General features: G+C 36.3%; 20 protein-coding genes and 6 tRNA genes. 1 reads left to right on the top strand and 25 read right to left on the bottom strand.

Translation table 11 applies throughout. The features are described 5' to 3' along the window. From CYP54_RS07820 to CYP54_RS07935, 24 genes are all read right to left on the bottom strand, one after another. Positions 1-337 (bottom strand): hypothetical protein (locus tag CYP54_RS07820; protein ID WP_103604828.1); only part of this gene is annotated, 337 nt, incomplete at its 3' end. A 133-nt stretch (positions 338-470) separates the two neighbouring features. Beyond that, positions 471-1,058, bottom strand: coding sequence for a hydrogenase-4 component G (locus CYP54_RS07825; RefSeq protein ID WP_103604829.1), 588 nt, complete (start codon positions 1,056-1,058; stop codon positions 471-473). Positions 1,059-1,140: 82 nt separating this feature from the next. After that, positions 1,141-1,575, bottom strand: coding sequence for a Dps family protein (locus CYP54_RS07830; RefSeq protein ID WP_103604830.1), 435 nt, complete (start codon positions 1,573-1,575; stop codon positions 1,141-1,143). A gap of 150 nt (positions 1,576-1,725) precedes the next feature. After that, positions 1,726-2,103, bottom strand: a complete 378-nt coding sequence (locus CYP54_RS07835; protein WP_103604831.1) for a rhodanese-like domain-containing protein — start codon at positions 2,101-2,103, stop codon at positions 1,726-1,728. A gap of 403 nt (positions 2,104-2,506) precedes the next feature. Next, positions 2,507-2,583, bottom strand: a tRNA-Arg gene (locus CYP54_RS07840). A 77-nt stretch (positions 2,584-2,660) separates the two neighbouring features. Further along, positions 2,661-4,739, bottom strand: a complete 2,079-nt coding sequence (gene fusA / locus CYP54_RS07845; protein ID WP_103604832.1) for an elongation factor G — start codon at positions 4,737-4,739, stop codon at positions 2,661-2,663. Positions 4,740-4,751: 12 nt separating this feature from the next. Then, on the bottom strand, positions 4,752-5,222 hold the full coding sequence (gene rpsG, locus CYP54_RS07850) for a 30S ribosomal protein S7 (RefSeq protein ID WP_021090980.1): 471 nt from the start codon (positions 5,220-5,222) through the stop codon (positions 4,752-4,754). Positions 5,223-5,300: 78 nt separating this feature from the next. After that, positions 5,301-5,699 carry a 30S ribosomal protein S12 gene (rpsL, locus tag CYP54_RS07855; protein ID WP_103604833.1) on the bottom strand — a complete coding sequence of 133 codons (399 nt, stop codon included), beginning with the start codon at positions 5,697-5,699 and terminating at the stop codon, positions 5,301-5,303. Positions 5,700-5,830: 131 nt separating this feature from the next. Next, positions 5,831-6,220, bottom strand: coding sequence for a DoxX family protein (locus CYP54_RS07860; protein ID WP_103604834.1), 390 nt, complete (start codon positions 6,218-6,220; stop codon positions 5,831-5,833). A gap of 121 nt (positions 6,221-6,341) precedes the next feature. Then, positions 6,342-10,856: a DNA-directed RNA polymerase subunit beta' gene (rpoC, locus tag CYP54_RS07865; RefSeq protein WP_021091033.1), complete on the bottom strand. Its 4,515-nt coding sequence runs from the start codon at positions 10,854-10,856 to the stop codon at positions 6,342-6,344. Further along, a complete protein-coding gene (gene rpoB / locus CYP54_RS07870) occupies positions 10,843-14,988 on the bottom strand; it encodes a DNA-directed RNA polymerase subunit beta (RefSeq protein WP_103604835.1) in 4,146 nt (1,381 codons plus the stop codon). The genes rpoC and rpoB overlap by 14 nt, the downstream gene beginning before the upstream one ends. Before the next feature lie 118 nt (positions 14,989-15,106). Beyond that, positions 15,107-15,487 (bottom strand): 50S ribosomal protein L7/L12, encoded by a 381-nt coding sequence (gene rplL / locus CYP54_RS07875; RefSeq protein WP_021090592.1) that lies wholly within the window; start codon positions 15,485-15,487, stop codon positions 15,107-15,109. A gap of 32 nt (positions 15,488-15,519) precedes the next feature. Then, a complete protein-coding gene (gene rplJ, locus CYP54_RS07880) occupies positions 15,520-16,005 on the bottom strand; it encodes a 50S ribosomal protein L10 (protein WP_103604836.1) in 486 nt (161 codons plus the stop codon). A gap of 105 nt (positions 16,006-16,110) precedes the next feature. After that, positions 16,111-16,812: a 50S ribosomal protein L1 gene (gene rplA / locus CYP54_RS07885; RefSeq protein WP_021091006.1), complete on the bottom strand. Its 702-nt coding sequence runs from the start codon at positions 16,810-16,812 to the stop codon at positions 16,111-16,113. A 59-nt stretch (positions 16,813-16,871) separates the two neighbouring features. Next, positions 16,872-17,297: a 50S ribosomal protein L11 gene (gene rplK / locus CYP54_RS07890; RefSeq protein ID WP_021091067.1), complete on the bottom strand. Its 426-nt coding sequence runs from the start codon at positions 17,295-17,297 to the stop codon at positions 16,872-16,874. Between the two features lie 10 nt (positions 17,298-17,307). Then, positions 17,308-17,838 (bottom strand): transcription termination/antitermination protein NusG, encoded by a 531-nt coding sequence (gene nusG / locus CYP54_RS07895; protein ID WP_103604837.1) that lies wholly within the window; start codon positions 17,836-17,838, stop codon positions 17,308-17,310. A 15-nt stretch (positions 17,839-17,853) separates the two neighbouring features. Next, positions 17,854-18,033, bottom strand: coding sequence for a preprotein translocase subunit SecE (gene secE / locus CYP54_RS07900; RefSeq protein ID WP_035167317.1), 180 nt, complete (start codon positions 18,031-18,033; stop codon positions 17,854-17,856). A gap of 17 nt (positions 18,034-18,050) precedes the next feature. Continuing rightward, positions 18,051-18,126, bottom strand: a tRNA-Trp gene (locus CYP54_RS07905). Positions 18,127-18,139: 13 nt separating this feature from the next. Then, on the bottom strand, positions 18,140-18,298 hold the full coding sequence (gene rpmG / locus CYP54_RS07910) for a 50S ribosomal protein L33 (protein ID WP_035167196.1): 159 nt from the start codon (positions 18,296-18,298) through the stop codon (positions 18,140-18,142). Positions 18,299-18,355: 57 nt separating this feature from the next. Then, positions 18,356-19,555, bottom strand: a complete 1,200-nt coding sequence (gene tuf, locus CYP54_RS07915) for an elongation factor Tu (protein WP_021090663.1) — start codon at positions 19,553-19,555, stop codon at positions 18,356-18,358. Between the two features lie 73 nt (positions 19,556-19,628). Further along, a tRNA-Thr gene (locus tag CYP54_RS07920) sits at positions 19,629-19,703 on the bottom strand. 126 nt (positions 19,704-19,829) lie between these two features. Then, positions 19,830-19,906, bottom strand: a tRNA-Gly gene (locus tag CYP54_RS07925). A gap of 7 nt (positions 19,907-19,913) precedes the next feature. Then, a tRNA-Tyr gene (locus CYP54_RS07930) sits at positions 19,914-19,998 on the bottom strand. A 54-nt stretch (positions 19,999-20,052) separates the two neighbouring features. Next, positions 20,053-20,128: transfer RNA gene (locus CYP54_RS07935), tRNA-Thr, on the bottom strand. Between the two features lie 236 nt (positions 20,129-20,364). Between CYP54_RS07935 and CYP54_RS07940 the strand changes: the two genes are divergently transcribed. Beyond that, complete coding sequence (locus CYP54_RS07940; RefSeq protein ID WP_021090800.1) at positions 20,365-20,613, top strand: hypothetical protein; 249 nt, start codon at positions 20,365-20,367, stop codon at positions 20,611-20,613. A 193-nt stretch (positions 20,614-20,806) separates the two neighbouring features. On the opposite strand, the gene CYP54_RS07945 is transcribed toward CYP54_RS07940, so the two are convergent. Further along, a partial coding sequence (locus tag CYP54_RS07945; RefSeq protein ID WP_103604838.1) for a response regulator transcription factor occupies positions 20,807-21,334 on the bottom strand: 528 nt, incomplete at its 5' end.

Consider the following 21,334-nt stretch of genomic DNA (forward strand, 5'->3'; position numbering starts at 1 on the left):
AGCCACGAGAGCCGCCCTCTTTTATAAGAAGCATATCTATAAGTTTATCTGCATAAAAGGTCGCATAGACCAAGTCACCTTTATCATAATAGTATCTATTTGCACAAAAATTTGCTTTATTGAGTTTGTGATTTTTTGTATCGCTCGCCACTATTTCATAGCAGTATTTTGAATCTTTATATGTAACCTCTTTTATAAAACCTTTGATCGAGCTTTTTGCTGGTGTATTTTGCATGACCTGTCTTGGCTGTTTTCGCACTGGTGGATTGTCTTCAAAAAATGAGCAACCCAAAAACATGATAGTAGTTGCCAGTGGAAGTAAAATTTTAGCTTTCATCTCTTCTCCTTATTGTAAAACGGCGAAGTATAACTTTTAAGATTAAATAAATTTTGCGGGAAATTAAAGGCTCGTATCTAAATTTATATACACGATCATACAAATTTATCTTAGGCGAGCCTGCCTAAGATAGTTAAGCTGAAACATTTAAAACGTTACCGCCAAGCTCGGCGATCTTTTTATCAAGTGTCTCAAGGGTCTTTTCAATAGTCTTTTGAGAAATTTCAGGAAGCTCACCTCCCCAAATTTTCTTCGCATCCTCAAAACCCTTTGCCACACCCTCTCTACCAGTTTTTAGTTTTTCTACGTCATCGCCTGCACCATTTAGCACAAAGCTAGCTATCCTATCAGCCGTATTTGTGATACCAAAAAATCCATTCTCACTAATAAGATCATTTGCCTCGTCACTACTTAGCTCATTTAAGGATTTACCGTTATAGCCGATATTTACAAGATCAAGTCCTAATAAAATTTCTGATAAATTTTTAGGCGCATTAAAGCTTAAGCTACCTTGGGCTAATAAATTTGAACTACTGCTTTTAACGATCTCTTTTTGATACTGCAAAAAGTAGCTATTTGAAATGTCTTTGGCTGTTAAATTTGTAATTTCAGACTCTTTTTTAGAGATATCCTTTTCATCTTTATGAAGTGAAATTTCTAATTTTACATTTCCTTTTAGGCTTGAACTATTATATGAGTTTGCGATTTGAGAAATTTTCATTTTGGCTCCTTAGAATTTATAAAATCAATATCGCCAAAAAGTAGAATTTATTTAGATAGAGCGGGAAAACTCCCGCTAGTAGTTATTTGCTAAGTGTTGCGTTTAGCATCCAGATGGCTTTTTCAAATTTTGCGATTTGATCTTGTGCATACATTTGAGTTGTTGTGTCGTCTTCTGCAAGCTCATCAAGCTTTTTAAACTCGCCCAAAAGGTGTTTATAATCAGCCAAGACAATCTCTAAAACCTCAGTTGGAGTGTAAATTTCTTTTGGCTCGTGTTTGATATGAGTAACTTTTGCTAGCTCCTCAGCCTTGACGATAGGTCTGCCACCAAGCATAAGAGCCCTTTCTGCTGCATCGTCAAATATCTCACTCATATCTTCGTAAGCTTTTTCTGTGTATTCATGAACGCTAAAAAATTGAATACCTTTTACATTCCAGTGAAGATCGTGAAATTTAATATAAAGTGCATTTGCATCAGCCTGAATAACATTTAATTGTAAAATAACTTTTGACATTTTGTCTCCTTCTTTATTATAAATATGATGAAATTATATATAGCTAGAGTTAATCGGTGGTTAATCAAATAATAAAATTTATTATTTAGTATAAATTTTGACTACAAAATAAATTTATCTTGTAGTCAAATGTAGAATTTGGAGATTTGTCTATTTTTTATAAGGTGTAGTTTTATAGCCTTGCTCGATTAAACTACTCATGCCACCATCCAAATTTATAATCTTAAGATCTGAATTATCTATCGCTGCAGCCGCTGCCGTGCTTCTTCTGCCACTTCTACAAACAAGTGCGATAGGCTTTTTAATATCAACCGCCTTTGAAAGCTCATCTAAAAATGCACTCTTGTTGCTTGGATCAAAAGTAATGGTCTTCGCACCAGTTATAATGCCAGTCTCTTGCCACTCAGATGGAGTTCTAATATCGACAATCTGATCATATTTTTTGATCTCATCTGGACTTATACTAACAGTTTTGACATCAGCTGACAACATACAACAAACGGCTCCTAAAAGTAAAATTTTTTTCATCTACTCTCCTTAAATAAATTTTTGAAATGTTAGCACGGATTATTAAATATATAAAATTTTTGTTGATAAAATTTATTAGTTTAGATAAAAATTAATAATATAATGTGTTGATAAAAAAGCTAAACCCACTACGAATGCATATATAGATAAACCAAAAAATATAGCTGCTTACCATTACACATTTTTTATAAAAATTTTTCTTTGATTTTAGTGATCTTATTTGCATATCACTTATGATCTTATTTTTAAAAGTTTATTCTTTTTATTTTTCCCTTAACCTGTGTTATGCCGATCTTTATAAGAATATTTTTTATAAATTGCTATATCTTATTATACGTTTTAGTATATTTTAAAAACACTTGTTTGAGCACTTTATATTTTGCAAAAATGATTGCATGATGGATGGTGTCCCCAACAGGGTTCGAACCTGTGGCCTTAGAATTAGGAATTCTACGCTCTATCCAGCTGAGCTATGAGGACAATTCATATATTTTGTAGATAGACTTTATAAGAATTTAATTTTTAAAGGACAGATTACTCTGCCCTTCTTTGGTTAATTAGCCATTTCTTTTTTTAATGATCTCATCACTTACGTTTTTAGGAACTTCTTCGTAGTGATCGAATTCCATTGAATAAGTTGCACGGCCTTGAGTCATTGAGCGAAGATCTGTTGAATAGCCAAACATTTGAGCTAATGGGCAATAAGCTGCAATGATCTTCACACCATTTCTATCATCCATTGAATTTACTTGTCCACGGCGTTTATTAAGGTCACCTATAACATCACCCATATACTCTTCTGGAGTTTCAACTTCAACCTTCATCATAGGCTCAAGAATAACAGCACCTGCTTTTCTAGCACCCTCCTTAAAGCCCATTGAAGCAGCAAGTTTAAATGCCATTTCAGATGAGTCAACTTCATGGTAGCTACCATCAAAAAGGGTAACTTTAACATCTTCGACTGGATAACCAGCAAGAACACCGCTTTGAAGTGCCTCTTTGCAACCTTTTTCAACAGCTGGAATATATTCTTTTGGAACAACACCACCTTTGATATCATTAACAAATTCAAATCCACTAGCAGCTGGAAGCGGCTCAATACGTAAAAATACGTGACCGTATTGACCACGACCGCCTGATTGTTTAGCATACTTATACTCTTGTTCAACTGTCTTACGAATAGTTTCACGATAAGCAACTTGTGGTTGTCCAACCTCTGCATCAACTTTAAATTCACGAAGCATACGATCAACTATGATCTCTAAGTGAAGCTCACCCATACCGCTAATAATAGTTTGACCACTCTCTTCGTCTGTACTAACTCTAAAACTTGGATCTTCTTGAGCTAGTTTTTGAAGTGCTATTGCCATTTTTTCCTGGTCTGCCTTTGTCTTTGGCTCAACTGCAACACTAATAACTGGCTCAGGGAAGTCCATTCTTTCAAGGATAACCTTATCTTTTTCACTAGCTAGAGTATCACCTGTTAAAGTATTTTTTAGACCAACAACAGCGCCGATCTCACCAGCGAAAAGCTCAGTAATCTCTTCACGTTTATTTGAGTGCATTTTTAGCAAGCGACCGATTCTCTCTTTACTATCTTGAACGGTATTATAAGCATAGCTACCACTTTCCAAGCTTCCTCTATAAACACGAATAAATGTTAGCTGTCCGACAAATGGGTCAGTCATGATTTTAAATGCAAGAGCTGCAAATTCACCATTATCAGTGCTTTCAACAGTTACTTCGGTGCCATCTTCATATACACCCTTAATAGCTTCAATTTCATCTGGAGCCGGCAAGTAATCAACAACAGCATCAAGCAGAGGTTGAATTCCTTTGTTTTTAAACGCAGTTCCACAAAGCATAGGTGTGATAGTCATTCTCAAGCAGCCTGCTTTTATACCTTTTTTGATCTCTTCTTCACTTAGCTCTTCACCAGCAAAAAATTTCTCCATCAAGCTATCATCTGTCTCTGAAACTGCTTCGATTAGTTTCGCGCGATATTCTTCTGCTTTATCTTTAACTTCAGCTGGAATTTCTTCTTCAACATAGTCAGTTGGTTTTTTCTCATCATTCCAAACGTAAGCTTTCATTCTTACAAGGTCAACCACACCTCTAAAGTTATCCTCAGCACCTATAGGAATTTGAATAGGTATCGGGTTTGCTTTTAGTCTTTCCCTAATCTGCTCTTCAACTCTAAAGAAATTTGCGCCGATTCTATCCATTTTATTAACAAAAACGATTCTTGGTACGTGATATTTATTTGCTTGTCTCCAAACGGTTTCTGATTGTGGTTGAACACCACCAACAGAACAAAATACTGAAACAGCACCGTCAAGAACACGCATAGAACGCTCAACTTCGATAGTAAAGTCAACGTGTCCCGGAGTGTCTATTAGGTTTATTTGATGACCCTTCCAAAATGCCGTAGTTGCAGCCGAAGTAATAGTAATACCACGCTCTTTTTCTTGTTCCATCCAGTCCATGGTAGCAGCACCATCATGAACCTCACCTATTTTATGGCTCATACCAGTAAAGAATAAAATTCTCTCACTAGTAGTTGTCTTTCCAGCATCAATGTGAGCCGCAATACCGATATTTCTTACCTTATGTAAAGGCGTTTTTCTCTCTGCCATACTAATTCTTTCTTACCAGCGGTAGTGAGCAAATGCTTTATTAGCCTCTGCCATCTTGTAAGTATCTTCCTTCTTCTTGAAAGATGCACCTTTTGAGTTTGCCGCATCTAAGAGCTCATTCGCTAGTTTATCTATCATAGTTCTTTCGCTTCTTTTTCTAGCGTAAGTTATAAGCCAGCGGATAGCAAGAGCTTGTTGGCGAGCTGGGCGAACCTCAACTGGCACTTGATAAGTAGCACCACCAACACGGCGTGATTTAACTTCTAGAATAGGTTTTACATTTTCAATAGCATCGTTAAAAACGTCGATGCCTTTAACCTCAGCATTTTTCTTTTCTATGGCTTTAATAGCACCATACATTATCTCAGTAGCGACACTTTTTTTGCCATCATACATAAGAGAATTAATAAATTTAGTGATTATTTTATTTCCGTAAATCGGATCAGGTAAGACTTCCCTTACAGGGGCTTTTCTTCTTCTCATTTTGATCTTTCCTTCAAATTTTTATGAAATTTTACTCAAACGTTTGCAAATTTTAGCAACGTCTGCGAACCTAAATTTTTACTTTTTTGTTGCAGCTGTAGCGCCAGCTTTAGGGCGTTTTGCACCATATTTAGAACGAGAAACTGTTCTTTTTGCAACACCAGCAGTATCAAGCGCACCACGAACGATGTGATATTTAACACCTGGTAAGTCTTTAACTCTACCGCCGCGAACTAAAACGATACTGTGTTCTTGTAGGTTATGACCTTCGCCACCGATATAGCTGATGACTTCAAAACCGCTTGTTAGCCTAACTTTGGCAACTTTCCTCAAAGCTGAGTTTGGTTTTTTAGGAGTTGTAGTATAAACCCTAGTGCAAACTCCTCTTCTTTGAGGGCACTCTTTTAACGCTGGAGATTTTGACTTAACAGTCACTTTCTTGCGTTCTTTTCTGACCAATTGATTTATGGTTGGCACAATAATTCCTTTCAACTAAATTTATTAAAAAGACCTAATTTTATTTAAAATAAACTTAAATAACGGTTAATAAGTTAGACTTACTCATCTAATTCTTGATTTTATAAAAACTCTGCTGCCTTTATTTTGTATTAATCTTGTTTGACAGCATATTTGCCACCACCTGTCAAAAGAATACAAAGCGAAATAGCAATATAAAGGTAAATAAGCTCTGATTTAAAGCCATTGACCTCATTTAATGCAAATAAATTTGCAAATCCATAGTAGGAGTATAAAATAGTAATACTGGTACCTAAAACTAGGATAGCACCTATCCTTGAATAAAAACCAATAATTAACATGATAGGCGCTAAGACCTCTCCAAGATAAGAAAAATATGCCAAAAATCCAGGTAAACCAGCATTTACTAATATACCTTTTACCTCACTAAGTCCATGTAAAATTTTACCAAAACCATGCATAAAAAGGCAGATACCAAGTCCTAAACGTATAAATAAAAGTCCAAGATCAACGTTTTTCATAAATTCTCCATGATGTGATTTCAAAGATAAGGATTTTATTAGGTGATAGTTAATAGCTTGTAAATTTTTAATTGATTTAATTTTATAAAGAGGTTAAGCCCCAAAATAGGGGCTTAAAGGACTAGTTTTCTTTGATTTTTACTTTTTTATCTTTATAAAAACCAGTTCCAACTGGGATCATACGTCCGAGGATAACGTTCTCTTTTAGATCTTCAAGATAGTCAAATTTAGCAGCAATCGATGCTTCTGTTAAGACCTTAGTTGTCTCTTGGAACGATGCAGCAGAGATCACACTATCACTTCCGATAGCCGCTCTTGTAACGCCTAATAAGATCGGCTCAGCAATAGCTGGCTCACCACCCATGTTCATAATGCGCTCGTTCTCTTCTTTAAATTTATTTCTTGAGACCATATCGCCAACTATGAAATTTGTATTTCCACTATCAACGATTTTGACTTGGCGAAGCATTTGAGAGACGATGATCTCGATATGTTTATCTGCGATCGCAACGCCTTGGCGACGATAAACTTGTTGAATCTCGCTAATCAAATAGTAGTGAAGTGCCTTTTCACCAAGAATTCTTAAGATATCGTGGCTTGAGATAAGTCCGTCTGTTAGTTTTTCACCAGCATGAACAAATTCGCCGTCTCTTACTTGGATCTGGCGGCTCTTTTCGATCAAGTACTCAGCTGTCGTGCCATCTTCTGCTTGGATGATAATGCGCTCTTTTGAGCGAAGTGGCTTGTCAAATCTAACAACGCCGTCGATCTCTGCAACGATAGCTGTATTTTTAGGGCGTCTTGCTTCAAATAGCTCACTAACTCTTGGAAGACCGCCGGTAATATCTTTTGACTTAGCAACAGCTTTTGGGGTCTTGGCCAAAATATCAGCCTGAGCTACTTCATCACCACTTGAGACAAAGATCGCAGTTTTTGGATCAAGCGGATACTTAATTAAATTTCCTTTTTTAGTAGCGATAATAATCGCAGGTTTTACACCGCTTGGCAAATACTCATTGATAACAAGACGTCTTTGTCCAGTCGCCTCATCTGCTTGCTCAGTCGCACTATATCCTGGCTCAATATCCTCAAAGCTAACCACACCAGCTTCTTCAGCAATAGTTGGAGTTGAGTATGGGTCCCACTCAGCAATAATCAACTTATCATCTTTTTCAGGTAACGAAACTACTGTCGCTCTCTCAACTGCATCATTATCAGAAACTTGGATGATAGAATTTCTTGGGATATAATGGCGAACCGCCTCACGTCCATCTTTATCAGAAACAACTACAAAGAAACCTTTTTCAGTTACTTTGTGACCTTTTTTGATATCTTTAACCCTATCAAGATAATCACCTTTTAATATGAAAAATTTAACTACACCATTTGCGTCAGCTAAAATTTTACGAGTTACCGGATCTCCGTCTGAAATTTTAAGTTCACTAGCGTATGGGATACGATTTGGGATATTCCAACCCTCTTTTATGATCTCAACGATACTTTCATTCTCTTTTACTTTATCGCCACTTACATAAGGTATATACATCTTTCCTTCGATCTTTCCGCTAACACCAGCTAATTCATTTGGCTTAGCAAGATCGTTTCTTCTAATTGTATATTTAACCTCTTCTTTTTTACCTTTTATCACGATATTTACATCTTCGTGGGCATATTCGATCTCTATTTTGCCGTCAATCGTTGATTTAATCTTTGGCTCAACAAGTAGCACAGCCGCGCTTCTTCTATTTGCAACGATCTTCTTATCACCGTTATCATAAGTATTAAGGTTGTAATATCTGATAAAACCTTCTTTTTGGGCGATTACTTGACGATCTTGTTGCTCAGTAGAAGCCGTACCACCGATGTGGAATGTTCTTAGCGTTAGCTGTGTACCTGGCTCGCCGATAGACTGAGCTGAGATAATACCAACTGCTTCACCTGGTTTTACAAGTTTGCCCTCACCCAAGTTTAAGCCGTAGCATTTTGCACAAACGCCTTTTGGTGCCTTGCACGTGATAGGCGTTCTGATGCTCACTGATTTTATACCAGCCTCAGTTATAGCTCTAGCTTTTTCTTCATCAAGTAGCGTACCTTCGCTAAATAAAATTTCATTTGTTATAGGATCGATCACATCATCTGCTAAAACACGGCCTAATACTCTTTCTTCAAGGCTTTCTATTAGCTCTCCACTCTCTGTAATATCTGTGATTTCAACACCCTCGTGCGTACCGCAGTCGTGCATTGTTACTTTAACGTTTTGAGCAACGTCGATTAGTTTTCTTGTTAAGTAACCAGCGTTAGCGGTTTTTAGCGCGGTATCTGCAAGTCCTTTTCTAGCTCCGTGGGTAGAGTTAAAGTACTCCATTATATTTAGACCTTCACGGAAGTTTGAAATGATCGGCGTTTCAATAATTGAGCCATCAGGTTTTGCCATAAGACCACGCATACCAGCTAGCTGGCGAATTTGTGCTGCACTACCTCTCGCACCTGAGTCTGCCATCATATAAATTGAGTTAAATCCACCTTTATCGTTTTGGATAAGTTTCATCATCTCGCTTGCAACGCTGTTGTTTGTATCTGTCCAGATATCGATGATCTTGTTGTATCTCTCACTATCTGTTAAAAGACCAGCGCCGTATTGTTTTTGAATTTCGCGAACTTTTTTCTTAGCTTCGTCAATATATTTTTGCTTGCTATCTGGCACGATTATATCAGCAATAGAGATAGAAATTCCCGCTTTTGTCGCATATCTAAAGCCTAAATTTTTAAGCTTATCAAGAAAATCAGCTGTTACTTCAAGGCCACCATTTCTATAAACGTAATCAACCAAATTTGCAATATCTTTTTTCTTCATAATCTTATTCCACATATTTTCAGGAACAAAATCAGGAAGTATAGCTCTTAAAATCAAGCGACCAGCCGTCGTAAAGATGATCTTGTTATCAACCATTGTCTTAATTTTAGCGTGAAGACCAAGAGTATTAGCCTCTTCAGCGATCATTACTTCATCAACGCTTGAGAAAATTTTATTTGCACCTTTTTCGTCATTTCTCTCTAGGCTTAAATAATAAATTCCCAAAACCATATCTTGTGAAGGGACTGTGATAGCCTTACCACTTGCAGGAAGCAAGATGTTCATTGAACTAAGCATCAAAATTTTGCACTCAGCGATAGCTTCCTGCGATAGTGGTACGTGAACAGCCATTTGGTCGCCGTCGAAGTCAGCGTTGAACGCCGCACAAACTAGTGGATGAAGTTGGATAGCCTTGCCCTCAACAAGCACTGGGTGAAATGCCTGGATAGAAAGCTTGTGAAGTGTTGGAGCACGGTTTAGCATAACTGGATAGTCTTTAACGACCTCTTCTAGGCACTCCCAAACCTCATTTGTCTTATCTTCTATCATCTTTTTAGCTTGCTTAACAGTTGTTGCATAGCCTTTTTCTTCAAGGCGAGCAAGCAAATGTGGCTTAAATAGCTCTAGAGCCATCTTCTTTGGAAGACCGCACTGATCCATCTTTAGCTTTGGACCAACGACGATAACAGAACGTCCAGAGAAGTCAACACGCTTACCTAACAAATTCTGGCGGAAGCGGCCTTGCTTACCTTTGATGATCTCACTTAGTGATTTTAGTGGGCGTTTGTTTGCGCCTTTTACTGCATTTGCTCTGCGGCCATTGTCAAATAACGCGTCAACTGCCTCTTGAAGCATTCTCTTTTCATTTCTAATAATGATCTCAGGTGCGTCAAGCTCAAGTAGACGTTTTAGACGGCTATTTCTGTTTATTACGCGGCGATATAGGTCATTTACGTCTGAAACAGCAAATTTACCACCATCAAGGCTGACTAGCGGTCTAAGATCAGGTGGAAGAACTGGTAAATTTGTTATCATCATCCACTCTGGGCGGTTACCTGAATTTAAAAAACTCTCGATAACTTTTAGGCGTTTTACGATAGTCTTTTTCTTGGCCTCAGAATTTGTAGACTCCATCTCTTCTTTTAGCTGATTTAAAATTTCCATCAAATCAAGCTCAGCTAGCATGTCATAAATGACCTCGCCACCCATTCTAGCTGTAAAACCAGTCTCTTCGTATCTTGAAGCTAGGCTTTGATATTGCTCTTCATTTAAAACGTCGTATTTCTCAACTTTTTTAGAATTTTCATTATCGTAATAAGCTTCGCCAGCATTATCAACAATGTATGCCTCATAGTAAAGTACGCGCTCAAGGTCTTTCATCTTGATACCAAGAAGCGCACCGATACGGCTTGGTAAGAAATTTACATACCAGATATGAGCCACTGGAGTTACAAGCTCTATGTGACCCATGCGAGAGCGACGAACTTTAGATGTCGTTACTTCAACACCGCACTTTTCACATTTGATGCCTTTATATCGCATCTTTTTATATTTACCACAAAGGCACTCATAGTCACGGATCGGTCCAAAAATTTTCGCACAAAACAAGCCGTCACGCTCAGGTTTAAGCGTGCGGTAATTGATAGTTTCTGGCTTTTTAACCTCGCCATAACTCCAAGATTTTATCTTCTCAGGACTTGCTAAACGAAGTTGAAAAGCTTCAAAATCACGAGGCCTATGCTCTTCTTTTATCTCAACTGGTTTTAAATTAGTTAGTTTCATTTGTCTCATCCTCATCATATACTTCCACATCAAGAGCTAGTGATTTTAGCTCGTTTGTTAGAACAAAGAACGTCTCAGGGATACCAGTCTCAGGAACGTTTTCACCTCTTGTTAAAGCTTTGTAAGCAGAAAGTCTTCCCTCAACATCGTCTGATTTTACAGTTAGCATCTCTCTTAGTGTATGAGCAGCACCATAAGCCTCAAGTGCCCAAACCTCCATCTCACCAAACCTTTGACCACCAAATAGTGCCTTACCACCGACTGGTTGTTGTGTAACAAGGCTGTATGGTCCGGTACTTCTTGCGTGAACTTTTTCATCAACCAAGTGGTGAAGTTTTAGCATATACATACAACCAACATTAACGCGTTCTCTTATCTTTGAGCCTGTGCGTCCGTCATATAGTTCAGTTTTGCCGTCGCTATCTATCTTTGCCATCTCAAATAGTTTTGCAAATTCGTCAGCCTTAACGCCTTCAAAAATCGGAGTTGCAAATCTTACGCCATTACTCCAATCTTTTGCATATTCAAGAAGCTTCTCGTCACTCATCTTACTAAGAGCTTTTTTAGCGTCCATTAGCTTGGCAACGCCTGCTATTTCTATCATCTTAGCTCTTAGCTCTTTTATCCACTCGCCTTTTTTGGTCTCGAAAATTTCATTGATCTGCTCGCCTAAGCGATAGCCAACAAGACCAAGGTGGCTCTCTAAAATTTGACCGATATTCATACGGCTTGGAACACCAAGTGGGTTTAGCACAATGTCTACGATCTGACCGCTTGGAAGATAAGGCATATCGACTTCTCTTACTATATTCGAAACGATACCTTTGTTTCCGTGACGTCCAGCCATCTTATCGCCAACTTTTAGTTTGCGTTTTGTAGCTATATAAACTTTTACAAGTTTTACAACGCCGCTTGGTAAAATATCGTCTTTTTCTAAAATTTCTATTTTAGCATCGTGCTCTTCTTTGAGCTTTTTCTTTTCGTTTTGGAAGTAATTTTTTAGCTCGTCATATTTCTTTTGGATATCTTTTGAAAAGCTTTTAACGATAGCATTTAGAGTAAACCTATTTATATTTTCAAGATCAGCCTTATTGATCTTTGAGCCTTTCTTATACTCTTTTTTATTTACCTCTTGATCACTCGCTAGTGGATTTTTAGAAAGAAGTGCTGTAACTTTTAGCATCTCTTCGCGGTCTAGCATAAGTAGTCTATCATGATGTTCTTTTTCTAAAAGAGTCTTCTCCTCTTCGTAAGCTTTATTTGTTCTGCTATCTTTTTCATAACCTTTTTTGGTGAAAATTTTAACATCAACAACCACACCTTCCATCGAAGCTGAAGCATATAGCGATTTATTTACCACGTGGCCAGCTTTTTCACCAAAGATAGCACGTAGTAGCCTCTCTTCCGGAGTTGGTTTAACCTCGCCTTTTGGAGATACTTTACCAACAAGGATCATGCCAGGCTTGATCTCTGTACCGATTTTAACAATACCACTTTCATCAAGGTGCATAAGTTCCTCTTCTTTGACGTTTGGTATATCTTTTGTTATCTCTTCAACACCATCTTTTAGCTCACGAGCCTCGATCTCTTTTTCGTAGATATGAACGCTTGTAAAGGCATCTTCACGTATCATTTTTTCACTAATAACGATCGCATCCTCGTAGTTATAGCCATTCCAAGGCATAAATGCTATTAGTGCATTTTTACCGATAGCTAGCTCACCCTTTTCCATACTTGGGCCGTCAGCTATGATTTGATTAGCCTCGATCTCATCGCCCTTTTTAACGATCGGATGTTGTGAAAATGTCGTATTTTGGTTTGTTCTTAAATTTTTCTCTAAAGAGTAGTGATCGATATATGGACCAGCTTCATCTTCACCAAGAATAAAGATATTTTTATTATCAACCTTTTCAACCACGCCACTACGTCTTGCTTTTACGCTTTCCCACGCATCTCTTGCAATAACGCTTTCCATACCTGTTCCAACAATAGGAGCAGTTGAGCGAAGTAGTGGTACTGCCTGACGTTGCATGTTTGAACCCATTAGAGCACGGTTAGCATCATCATGCTCTAGGAATGGAATAAGTGAAGCCGCAACACCAGCTATCATACCAGAACAAAGGTCGATCAAAGTAACATCTTCTCTACGCGCAAGCATCATCTCGCCATCTTTTCTAACCTCAATCAAGTCCTCAACGATATGCCCATTTTCATCAAGTTTGGTTGATGCTGGAGCTATAACATTACCCTCTTCTTGAGTTGCGGTTAAATAAACTATCTCATCAGTTACTTTGCCATCTATAACTTTTTTGTAAGGAGCTTCAACAAAGCCAAGATCATTTACTTTTGCATAGGTTGAAAGCGTATTGATAAGACCAATATTTTGACCTTCTGGAGTCTCAACTGGACAAATTCTACCATAATGAGTTGGATGAACGTCGCGCACTTCAAATCCAGCACGCTCTTTTACTAAGCCACCCTCGCCAAGTGCAGATAGACGGCGCTTGTGAGTAACTTCGCTAAGTGGGTTTGTCTGATCCATAAACTGGCTTAACTGTCCACCTGTGAAAAATTCCATAATTGTTGCAGTAATCATTTTTGGATTAATGAGGTCGTATGGCATAATCTCTTCGGTATTATTACTTAAACTTGTAAATTTATCGCGGATAGCCTTTTGCATCTTTACAAAACCAAGGTGAAGTTCGCTAGCAAGTAGCTCGCCGATTGATCTTATACGGCGGTTGCCAAGGTGATCTCGGTCATCAATGTGACCTTGTCCATTTTTAACTTTTATAAGATATTTTGCAGTTTTTATGATATCTTCACTTGTTAGTAAAGTAACATATTCTGGTACATCAAGTGAGAGCTTATGATTCATTTTCATACGACCAACTTTTGTTAAATCGTATCTCTCAGGGTTAAATAGCATATCATTTACAAAACTCTTTGCGGCCTCTTTTACAACTGGCTCTCCTGGTCTCATAACCTTATAAATTCTAATAGCCGCAAGATCATTTTCATCATCAACGCCCTCAGTTTGTTTTAAAACCTTAAGCATATCGTTGTCAGCTATAAAAGAATTTATAATTGCATCATCAACACCAGCAGCGGAGTTATTTATAATCTCAATACTTTCATGCTCAGCTAAAATTTTCGCAAGTTTATTCTCGTCAAGAGCAGATAGTGTATCATATAAAATTTCTCCACTCTCTGTATTTATTACAGGATTTGCCAAGTATCTACCAATAAGTGCTTCAACTGGGTATTCAACAAATTTTACGCCATCCTCGATCAACTTATCAGCTTTTTTCTTAGTCAGACGCTTGCCTGCTTGGTGAAGAATTTCTCCATCTTCGTTTTTTATATCATATTCAACTCTTCCCAAGTAATCTTCAGGATTAAAAAGAGTTAAAAATTTGTTATTTTTAATAATTAAATTTTGTATTGGATAAAACAACTTAATAATGTCTTGTTTTTTATATCCAAGCGCCCTAAATAATATAGTTACTGGCACTTTTCTACGTTTATTTATCCTAACATATAAAATATCTTTTGTGTCATATTCAAAGTGTAGCCAAGAGCCACGGTCTGGTATTATTTGAGCTGTATAAATTAATTTATTTGCAACGGTTGCGCTCTCTTCTTGTTTAAAAATAACACCTGGGCTTCTATGAAGTTGATTTACAACAACACGCTCAACACCATTTATAATAAATGAAATTCTATCAGTCATTAGTGGAATTTCACGTATAAAAATTTCTTGTTCTTTTATATCTTTAACACCGACTTTATCACCTGTCTTATCATCTTTCTCATGAACGATAAGGCGTATTTTCATCTTTAAATTTACAGAGTATGTAAGACCTCTTTCTATACACTCTCTGATCGTATATTTTGGTTTTCCAATTTCTGAGCCAACATATTCTAAAGTCAAACGATTTTGCGGATCATGTATTGGAAAGATTGATTTAAAAACTTTTTCTATACCGCTTTCTGCTTGATTGTTATTTAAATTTAAAAAATTATCAAAGCTCTTTTTTTGTAGTTGTAGTAGGTTCGGAACGTCTATCTCCTTAACGACATTAGAGAAGTCAATCCTAAGACGATTTCCTGAGTATAAGCTATTTAACATTGCATCTACCTCGTGGTAATTTTGAAAGAAAAGTATAGCCTTTTAAAAAGGCATCTAAAATTTAAAAAAGAGAGGGGCTTTGCCCTCTCTTGAAATATTAAGCTCAAATAATAAAAAATTATTTAAGTTCAACCTTAGCACCAGCTTCTTCAAGCTCTTTTTTAGCTGCCTCAGCCTCATCTTTGCTAACGCCTTCTTTAAGAACAGATGGTGTTCCCTCAACTGCGTCTTTAGCTTCTTTAAGACCAAGACCAGTAAGCGCTCTAACAACTTTAATAACGTTGATTTTCTTATCACCAGAATCTACCAAAACAATGTTAAATTCTGTTTTTTCCTCTGCTGCAGCTGCTGCACCACCTGCTGCAACAGCACCACCTGCTACCATTACAGGAGCAGCGCTAACACCAAATTTCTCTTCGAACTCTTTTACAAGTTCACTAAGTTCAAGTACAGAAAGATTAGATATAAACTCTAATACATCTTCTTTAGTAATTGCCATTTTTAATCCTTATTATTTTTTTTTAATTTAAATTAAGCTGATTGTTCTTTTTTCTCTTTAAGCGCATTCAAACCAATTGTGAAATTTTGAATTGGCGCATTCCAAACTTGTAAAAGCATCGCAATAAGCTCATCACGGCTAGGCATTTTAGATAGAGCTTTAACTTTATCAACGCTAGCAACTTCGCCATCAATATAAGCTGTTTTTATTTTGAAAAGATCAGCATTAGACTCTTCAAATTTTGCGGCTACTTTAGTTACTGCTAATTGATCTTCGCTCCAAAGATAGATATTTGTATCTTTGAGTTCCATTCCGACTTTATCAGAATTTTTAAGAGCAATATTTGCAAGAGTATTTTTAATAACCTGAACTTTTACATTTTGTTCTTTAGCAGAATTTCTTAAAACTTCAAGTTTCTTTACTGAAAGGCCACGATAGTCACAAACTATAATAGCTTCAGCAGTTTTAAATTCACTCTCTAATTTTGCAATAACTTCAGTTTTTTCGTTACGTGTCACTTTTTCTCCTTTCCGACCGGTAATTTCAAGCAGAGCGGGTCGAATCAATTAAGCCCAATGGCCTCGGCTATCTCCAATCTAAGATATAAATTTTAATTTTTAGTTTTATTTTAAGTCCATAACTTCTTGAGTATCAAGAGCTATAGATGGGCTCATTGTCAAAGACAACGAAGCATTTTTAACATATCTACCCTTTGCAGTTGCAGGCTTATGTTTATTGATCGCTTTAATAAATGTTGAAATATTTTCATTTAATTGTTCTTTAGTAAAATTAACTTTACCAAGGCCTGCATGTATATTTCCTTGCTTATCAACACGGAAATTTACTTGACCACTTTTTGCATTATTAACTGCTTGTGCAACATCCATTGTAACTGTACCAGTTTTTGGATTTGGCATTAATCCTTTTGGTCCTAAAATTCTACCGACCTTACCTACAAGGCCCATTAAATTTGGAGTAGCTATAAGAACATCAAAATTCATTATACCTTTTTGAATATCTTCAACTAAATCATCTGCACCAACAATATCAGCACCAGCTGCTTTAGCCTCATCAGCTTTAGCATCTTTTGCAATAACAGCAACTCTTACAGTTTTACCTGTACCAGCTGGCAAAACTACTGAACCACGAACCATTTGATCAGCATGTCTTGGATCAACATTTAATTTTAATGCGATCTCAACTGTTTCATTAAATTTAGCAGAAGCCAGAGTTTTAACTGTGTCAATAGCCTCGCTAAGGTTATAAATTTTATCTTGCTCTACTTTTTTGAGCAATTCTTGAAATCTCTTGCTAGTTTTTCCCATAAATTTCTCCGCATATATATTGCTTCCGTCTTTTGCTAATCAACCTGACGGTAAAGGCTTTAGTCTACTACTTCGACACCCATTGAGCGAGCTGAGCCAGCAATAATCTTGGCTGCTTGCTCTTTATCATTTGTATTCAAATCAACAAGTTTTTTCTCAACTATTTCCAGAACTTGAGCTTTTGTTAATTTACCTACTTTATTTTTTAAAGGATTATCAGTTCCTTTTGTTATACCTGCAGCCTTTTTAATAAGATCTGTAGCAGGAGGCTGTTTTGTGATAAATGTAAAACTCTTATCAGCATAAACAGTTATAACAACTGGAATATTAAACCCAACCATGTCTTTTGTTCTTTCATTAAAGGCTTTACAAAATTCCATAATATTAACACCTTTTTGTCCAAGAGCTGGACCAACTGGTGGACTAGGATTTGCTTTTGTTGCAGCAATTTGTAATTTTATTTCACCTATAACTTTTTTAGCCATTTCTTGCTCCTTAAATTATCTTCTCAACTTGTGAATACAAAATATCAACAGGGGTACTTCTACCAAAAATAGAAACATTAAGTCTAAGTTTGCCATGTATCATGTCATATTCTTCAACAATACCTGTAAAGTTAGCAAAAGGACCTTCTATTATACGAACACTCTCACCATCCTCAAAGAATATCTTAGGTTTTGGTGCAGCCCTTTTTTGAACTTTTTCCAAAATAGTATTTATATCTTTTTCAGATAATGGCGTAGGTTTTTTGGCCTCACCAATAAAACGTCCAACTTTTGGTAAAGATTGAATCCTGTGCCAAAGAGCCGTATCAAGATCTAAGCACGCAAAAGCATAACCTGGGTAAAGAGTTCTTTCGTTGATTTTTTGCTTACCATTTTTTATTTCTATTACGTCTTCTGTAGGAACTATAATTTCTTTTAGTTGATCTTCTATTCCATGATCTTTTACTAAATTTTCAATTCCTCTTTTTACTGCCATTTCGCTTCCAGCGTAAGTCTGTATAGCATACCATTTATGTGACATTACTTTTTCCTTATATCATATAACTTTAGATAAAACAAAGGACATAATAACATCAACAAGAGCTAAAAAAAGTGATACAACAGCAACTACGATAAAAACTGCAAAAAAAGCATTTCTAATTTGTTCTTTTGTAGGATAGATAACCTTCATTATTTCCAATTTAGAAAGCCTAATATAATTTATAATTTTTTCCATAATCTTAACCTTAGTCGTGGCAGGGCAAGAGGGATTCGAACCCCCAACCATTGGATTTGGAATCCAGCGCTCTACCGTTGGAGCTATTGCCCTAATAGCTTCTTAATTAACTTTTTAATTTAACTTCTTTGTGAATAGTATGTTTTTTTAATCTCGGGCAATACTTTTTAAGCTCAACTTTGTCTGTAGTAGTTTTACTATTTTTTGTTGTTGTATAATTTATATCACCACTTTCGGAGCATTTTAAACCAATTTTAATTCTCATATAAGTCCTTATCAAGATATCAAAGGGAATATCCTCCCTTTGACAAATTTTTATAAATTAACCAAGTATTTTTGAAACAACACCTGAACCAACGGTTCTACCACCTTCACGGATAGCAAAACGAGTGCCTTCCTCAAGTGCTACTGGAGCAATCAATTCAACAGAAATTCTTACATTATCACCTGGCATAACCATCTCTGTTCCTTCTGGAAGCGTAATTGAACCAGTAACATCAGTTGTTCTTACGTAGAATTGTGGTCTATAGTTATTAAAGAAAGGAGTATGGCGACCACCTTCTTCTTTTGTCAAGATGTAGACTTCGCCTTCAAATTTTGTATGAGGGGTAATTGATTTAGGCTTGCAAAGAACCATACCACGCTCAACATCCTCTTTCTTAGTACCACGAAGAAGAACGCCGACATTATCACCAGCTTCGCCTTGATCCATCTCTTTTCTAAACATTTCAACACCAGTAACTGTTGTTGTTTGAGTTGGCTTAATACCAACAATTTCAATTGTGTCACCAACCTTTATAACACCTTTTTCAATTCTACCAGTTACAACTGTACCACGACCTGAAATCGAAAAAACATCTTCGATTGGCATAAGAAGGTCTTTATCTGTTGCACGAACTGGAGTTGGAATATAGCTATCAACTGCATCCATTAATTCCATAATTTTTGCTGACCATTCGCCATCTTGACCAGCTTTTGCCTCTTCAAGAGCTTTAAGTGCTGAACCAGAAACAATAGGTGTATCATCGCCTGGAAAATTATACTCATTAAGTAATTCGCGGATTTCCATTTCAACCAATTCAAGAAGCTCAGCATCATCAACCATATCAGCTTTGTTCATAAAAACAACAATGTATGGAACACCAACTTGGCGTGATAACAAAATATGCTCTCTAGTTTGTGGCATTGGGCCATCAGCTGCAGAAACAACCAGAATAGCTCCATCCATTTGTGCAGCACCTGTAATCATATTTTTTACATAGTCGGCGTGACCAGGGCAGTCAACGTGAGCATAGTGGCGTTTCTCTGTCTCGTACTCAATATGTGAAGTAGCAATTGTAATACCACGCTCTTTTTCTTCTGGAGCATTATCAATATTATCATAATCTTTTAGCTCAGCAAGTCCTTTGCGTGAAAGAACAGCAGATATTGCAGCTGTTAATGTAGTTTTACCATGATCTACGTGACCAATAGTACCTATGTTTACGTGCGGCTTGTTACGTGAAAATTTTTCTTTAGCCATCTTTTCCTCCGTATGTGATATATGTCTTTTTCTTACCAAATTTGTATAATCATAATAAAATCATATTAACCAGTGGAGCTCATAGCGGGACTTGAACCCGCGACCTCTTCCTTACCAAGGAAGTGCTCTACCTCTGAGCCATATGAGCGAAAAACGCTTGGCAGAGATGATTCCAATTAAATAATACAAACAACTAAAAATTTTGAAAATAAAGTAAGGAATAACTGTGTTTAGTAAAATCTAGATACAGCTCCCAGTTTATTTTCCCAAATTTTGGAGCGGGAAACGGGGCTCGAACCCGCGACCCTCAGCTTGGAAGGCTGATGCTCTAGCCAACTGAGCTACTCCCGCATAACAATGGTGGTGAGACGTGGATTCGAACCACGGAAGACATAGTCAGCAGATTTACAGTCTGCCCTCGTTGGCCGCTTGAGTATCTCACCTTAAACATTAATAAACTATTTTGGTATTTTCTGGTCAAACACTGTTACAAAAAATGGAGCTGGTGAACGGACTTGAACCGCCGACCCACTGCTTACAAGGCAGTAGCTCTACCAACTGAGCTACACCAGCACCTGTTTTGTGAAGTGGCAATTATATATCAAAACAATGTAAAAGTCAAGGGAAATTTAAAAAATTTTCATAAAAATTAAAATTATAAAATACAGCCATTTAAGAATACAAATTTTTATTAGATTTAAATTCATAATACATCATTAAGCATTTATGAAAAATGTATAATTTTTATAGTTTTATTTTTTTTAAAAGCTAAAATTTCTATAATTACAAAAAATATATAAGGATTTAATATGCAATTTTTACCTTGGGCGATAATTTTATTACTAATTTACGTAATTTATTTTCTAATGATACGTTATGAAAAAAGAATATCAACTCTTAGCAAATTAATTGAACAAAATAGTGATGGTATTAAGGAAAATAGGGATTTGATTGGACAAAATAGATCACTTATTGAAAAAAATAAACACGATATCGAAAAAAATACAAAAGACATCATAACAAATGTTGAAAAAGTAGATATCGATTTGGAAGACTAAAGTTTCTGATTTCTTATCTCGGCTATTAATAAATTTGCTAGAATTTTTTATTTAAGATTTTAGCAAATCATTTTTTATTTGAGAATTTTATATTTATTGTATTCTTCAGCTAGTAAAAGTTGTGTATGTATTTGTTATGAGCGGATGTATAAAAATTTATAGAATCTTAATTTTTAAAAAATAAGTCAAGATTTTATGCGTCGAGCTGCTTCATCAAAAGCACAAGCCCTATTCTATCCTTTACATTTAACTTACTATAAATCGAGCTTGTATGTGCTTTGACTGTTCTTAGTGTAATACCTGTTTTTTCTGAAATTTCATTATTTGTTAGACCCTGATAGATTAAATCTGCAATTTCTCTTTCCCTTGAACTAAGCTCAGAGAAATCAGTCCTTTTATCTGCCTTTTCACTTTCACTATTAATATATGAGCCGGTTAGCTCACTAATCATTGCCTGAACAAATTCTTGGTAAAGCCATATATTTCCATTAAAAATAGTTTCAAAAGTATCTTCAAAGTGAGTCTTTCTCATGTGGGAATTTGCATAGCCCTTGATTCCAAGTGTAAGCAGATGCTTGCCTTCGTTTATCGTTGGTCTATTTGAGAGTATGAGTATTTTTATATTTGGTGACTTTTCAATTATATTTTTTATAACATCATCAATATTATCTTTAAAAACATCAATATCAATGCCTATAATATCAACATCATCATTTATATG

It is taken from the genome of Campylobacter concisus (assembly GCF_002914005.1).
In the GTDB taxonomy this organism is placed as follows: Bacteria; Campylobacterota; Campylobacteria; order Campylobacterales; family Campylobacteraceae; genus Campylobacter_A; species Campylobacter_A concisus_N.

Bases quoted from the DNA above. Each gene is read 5' to 3' on its own strand.
- fusA (WP_103604832.1), bottom strand. From the start codon at position 4,739: ATGGCAGAGAGAAAAACGCCTTTACATAAGGTAAGAAATATCGGTATT.
- rpsG (WP_021090980.1), bottom strand. From the start codon at position 5,222: ATGAGAAGAAGAAAAGCCCCTGTAAGGGAAGTCTTACCTGATCCGATT.
- rplA (WP_021091006.1), bottom strand. From the start codon at position 16,812: ATGGGAAAAACTAGCAAGAGATTTCAAGAATTGCTCAAAAAAGTAGAG.
- CYP54_RS07940 (WP_021090800.1), top strand. From the start codon at position 20,365: ATGCAATTTTTACCTTGGGCGATAATTTTATTACTAATTTACGTAATT.
- rpoC (WP_021091033.1), bottom strand. From the start codon at position 10,856: ATGAAACTAACTAATTTAAAACCAGTTGAGATAAAAGAAGAGCATAGG.
- CYP54_RS07860 (WP_103604834.1), bottom strand. From the start codon at position 6,220: ATGAAAAACGTTGATCTTGGACTTTTATTTATACGTTTAGGACTTGGT.
- CYP54_RS07835 (WP_103604831.1), bottom strand. From the start codon at position 2,103: ATGAAAAAAATTTTACTTTTAGGAGCCGTTTGTTGTATGTTGTCAGCT.
- tuf (WP_021090663.1), bottom strand. From the start codon at position 19,555: ATGGCTAAAGAAAAATTTTCACGTAACAAGCCGCACGTAAACATAGGT.
- rpoB (WP_103604835.1), bottom strand. From the start codon at position 14,988: ATGTTAAATAGCTTATACTCAGGAAATCGTCTTAGGATTGACTTCTCT.
- CYP54_RS07825 (WP_103604829.1), bottom strand. From the start codon at position 1,058: ATGAAAATTTCTCAAATCGCAAACTCATATAATAGTTCAAGCCTAAAA.
- secE (WP_035167317.1), bottom strand. From the start codon at position 18,033: ATGGAAAAAATTATAAATTATATTAGGCTTTCTAAATTGGAAATAATG.
- rplK (WP_021091067.1), bottom strand. From the start codon at position 17,297: ATGGCTAAAAAAGTTATAGGTGAAATAAAATTACAAATTGCTGCAACA.
- CYP54_RS07830 (WP_103604830.1), bottom strand. From the start codon at position 1,575: ATGTCAAAAGTTATTTTACAATTAAATGTTATTCAGGCTGATGCAAAT.
- nusG (WP_103604837.1), bottom strand. From the start codon at position 17,838: ATGTCACATAAATGGTATGCTATACAGACTTACGCTGGAAGCGAAATG.
- rplL (WP_021090592.1), bottom strand. From the start codon at position 15,487: ATGGCAATTACTAAAGAAGATGTATTAGAGTTTATATCTAATCTTTCT.
- rpmG (WP_035167196.1), bottom strand. From the start codon at position 18,298: ATGAGAATTAAAATTGGTTTAAAATGCTCCGAAAGTGGTGATATAAAT.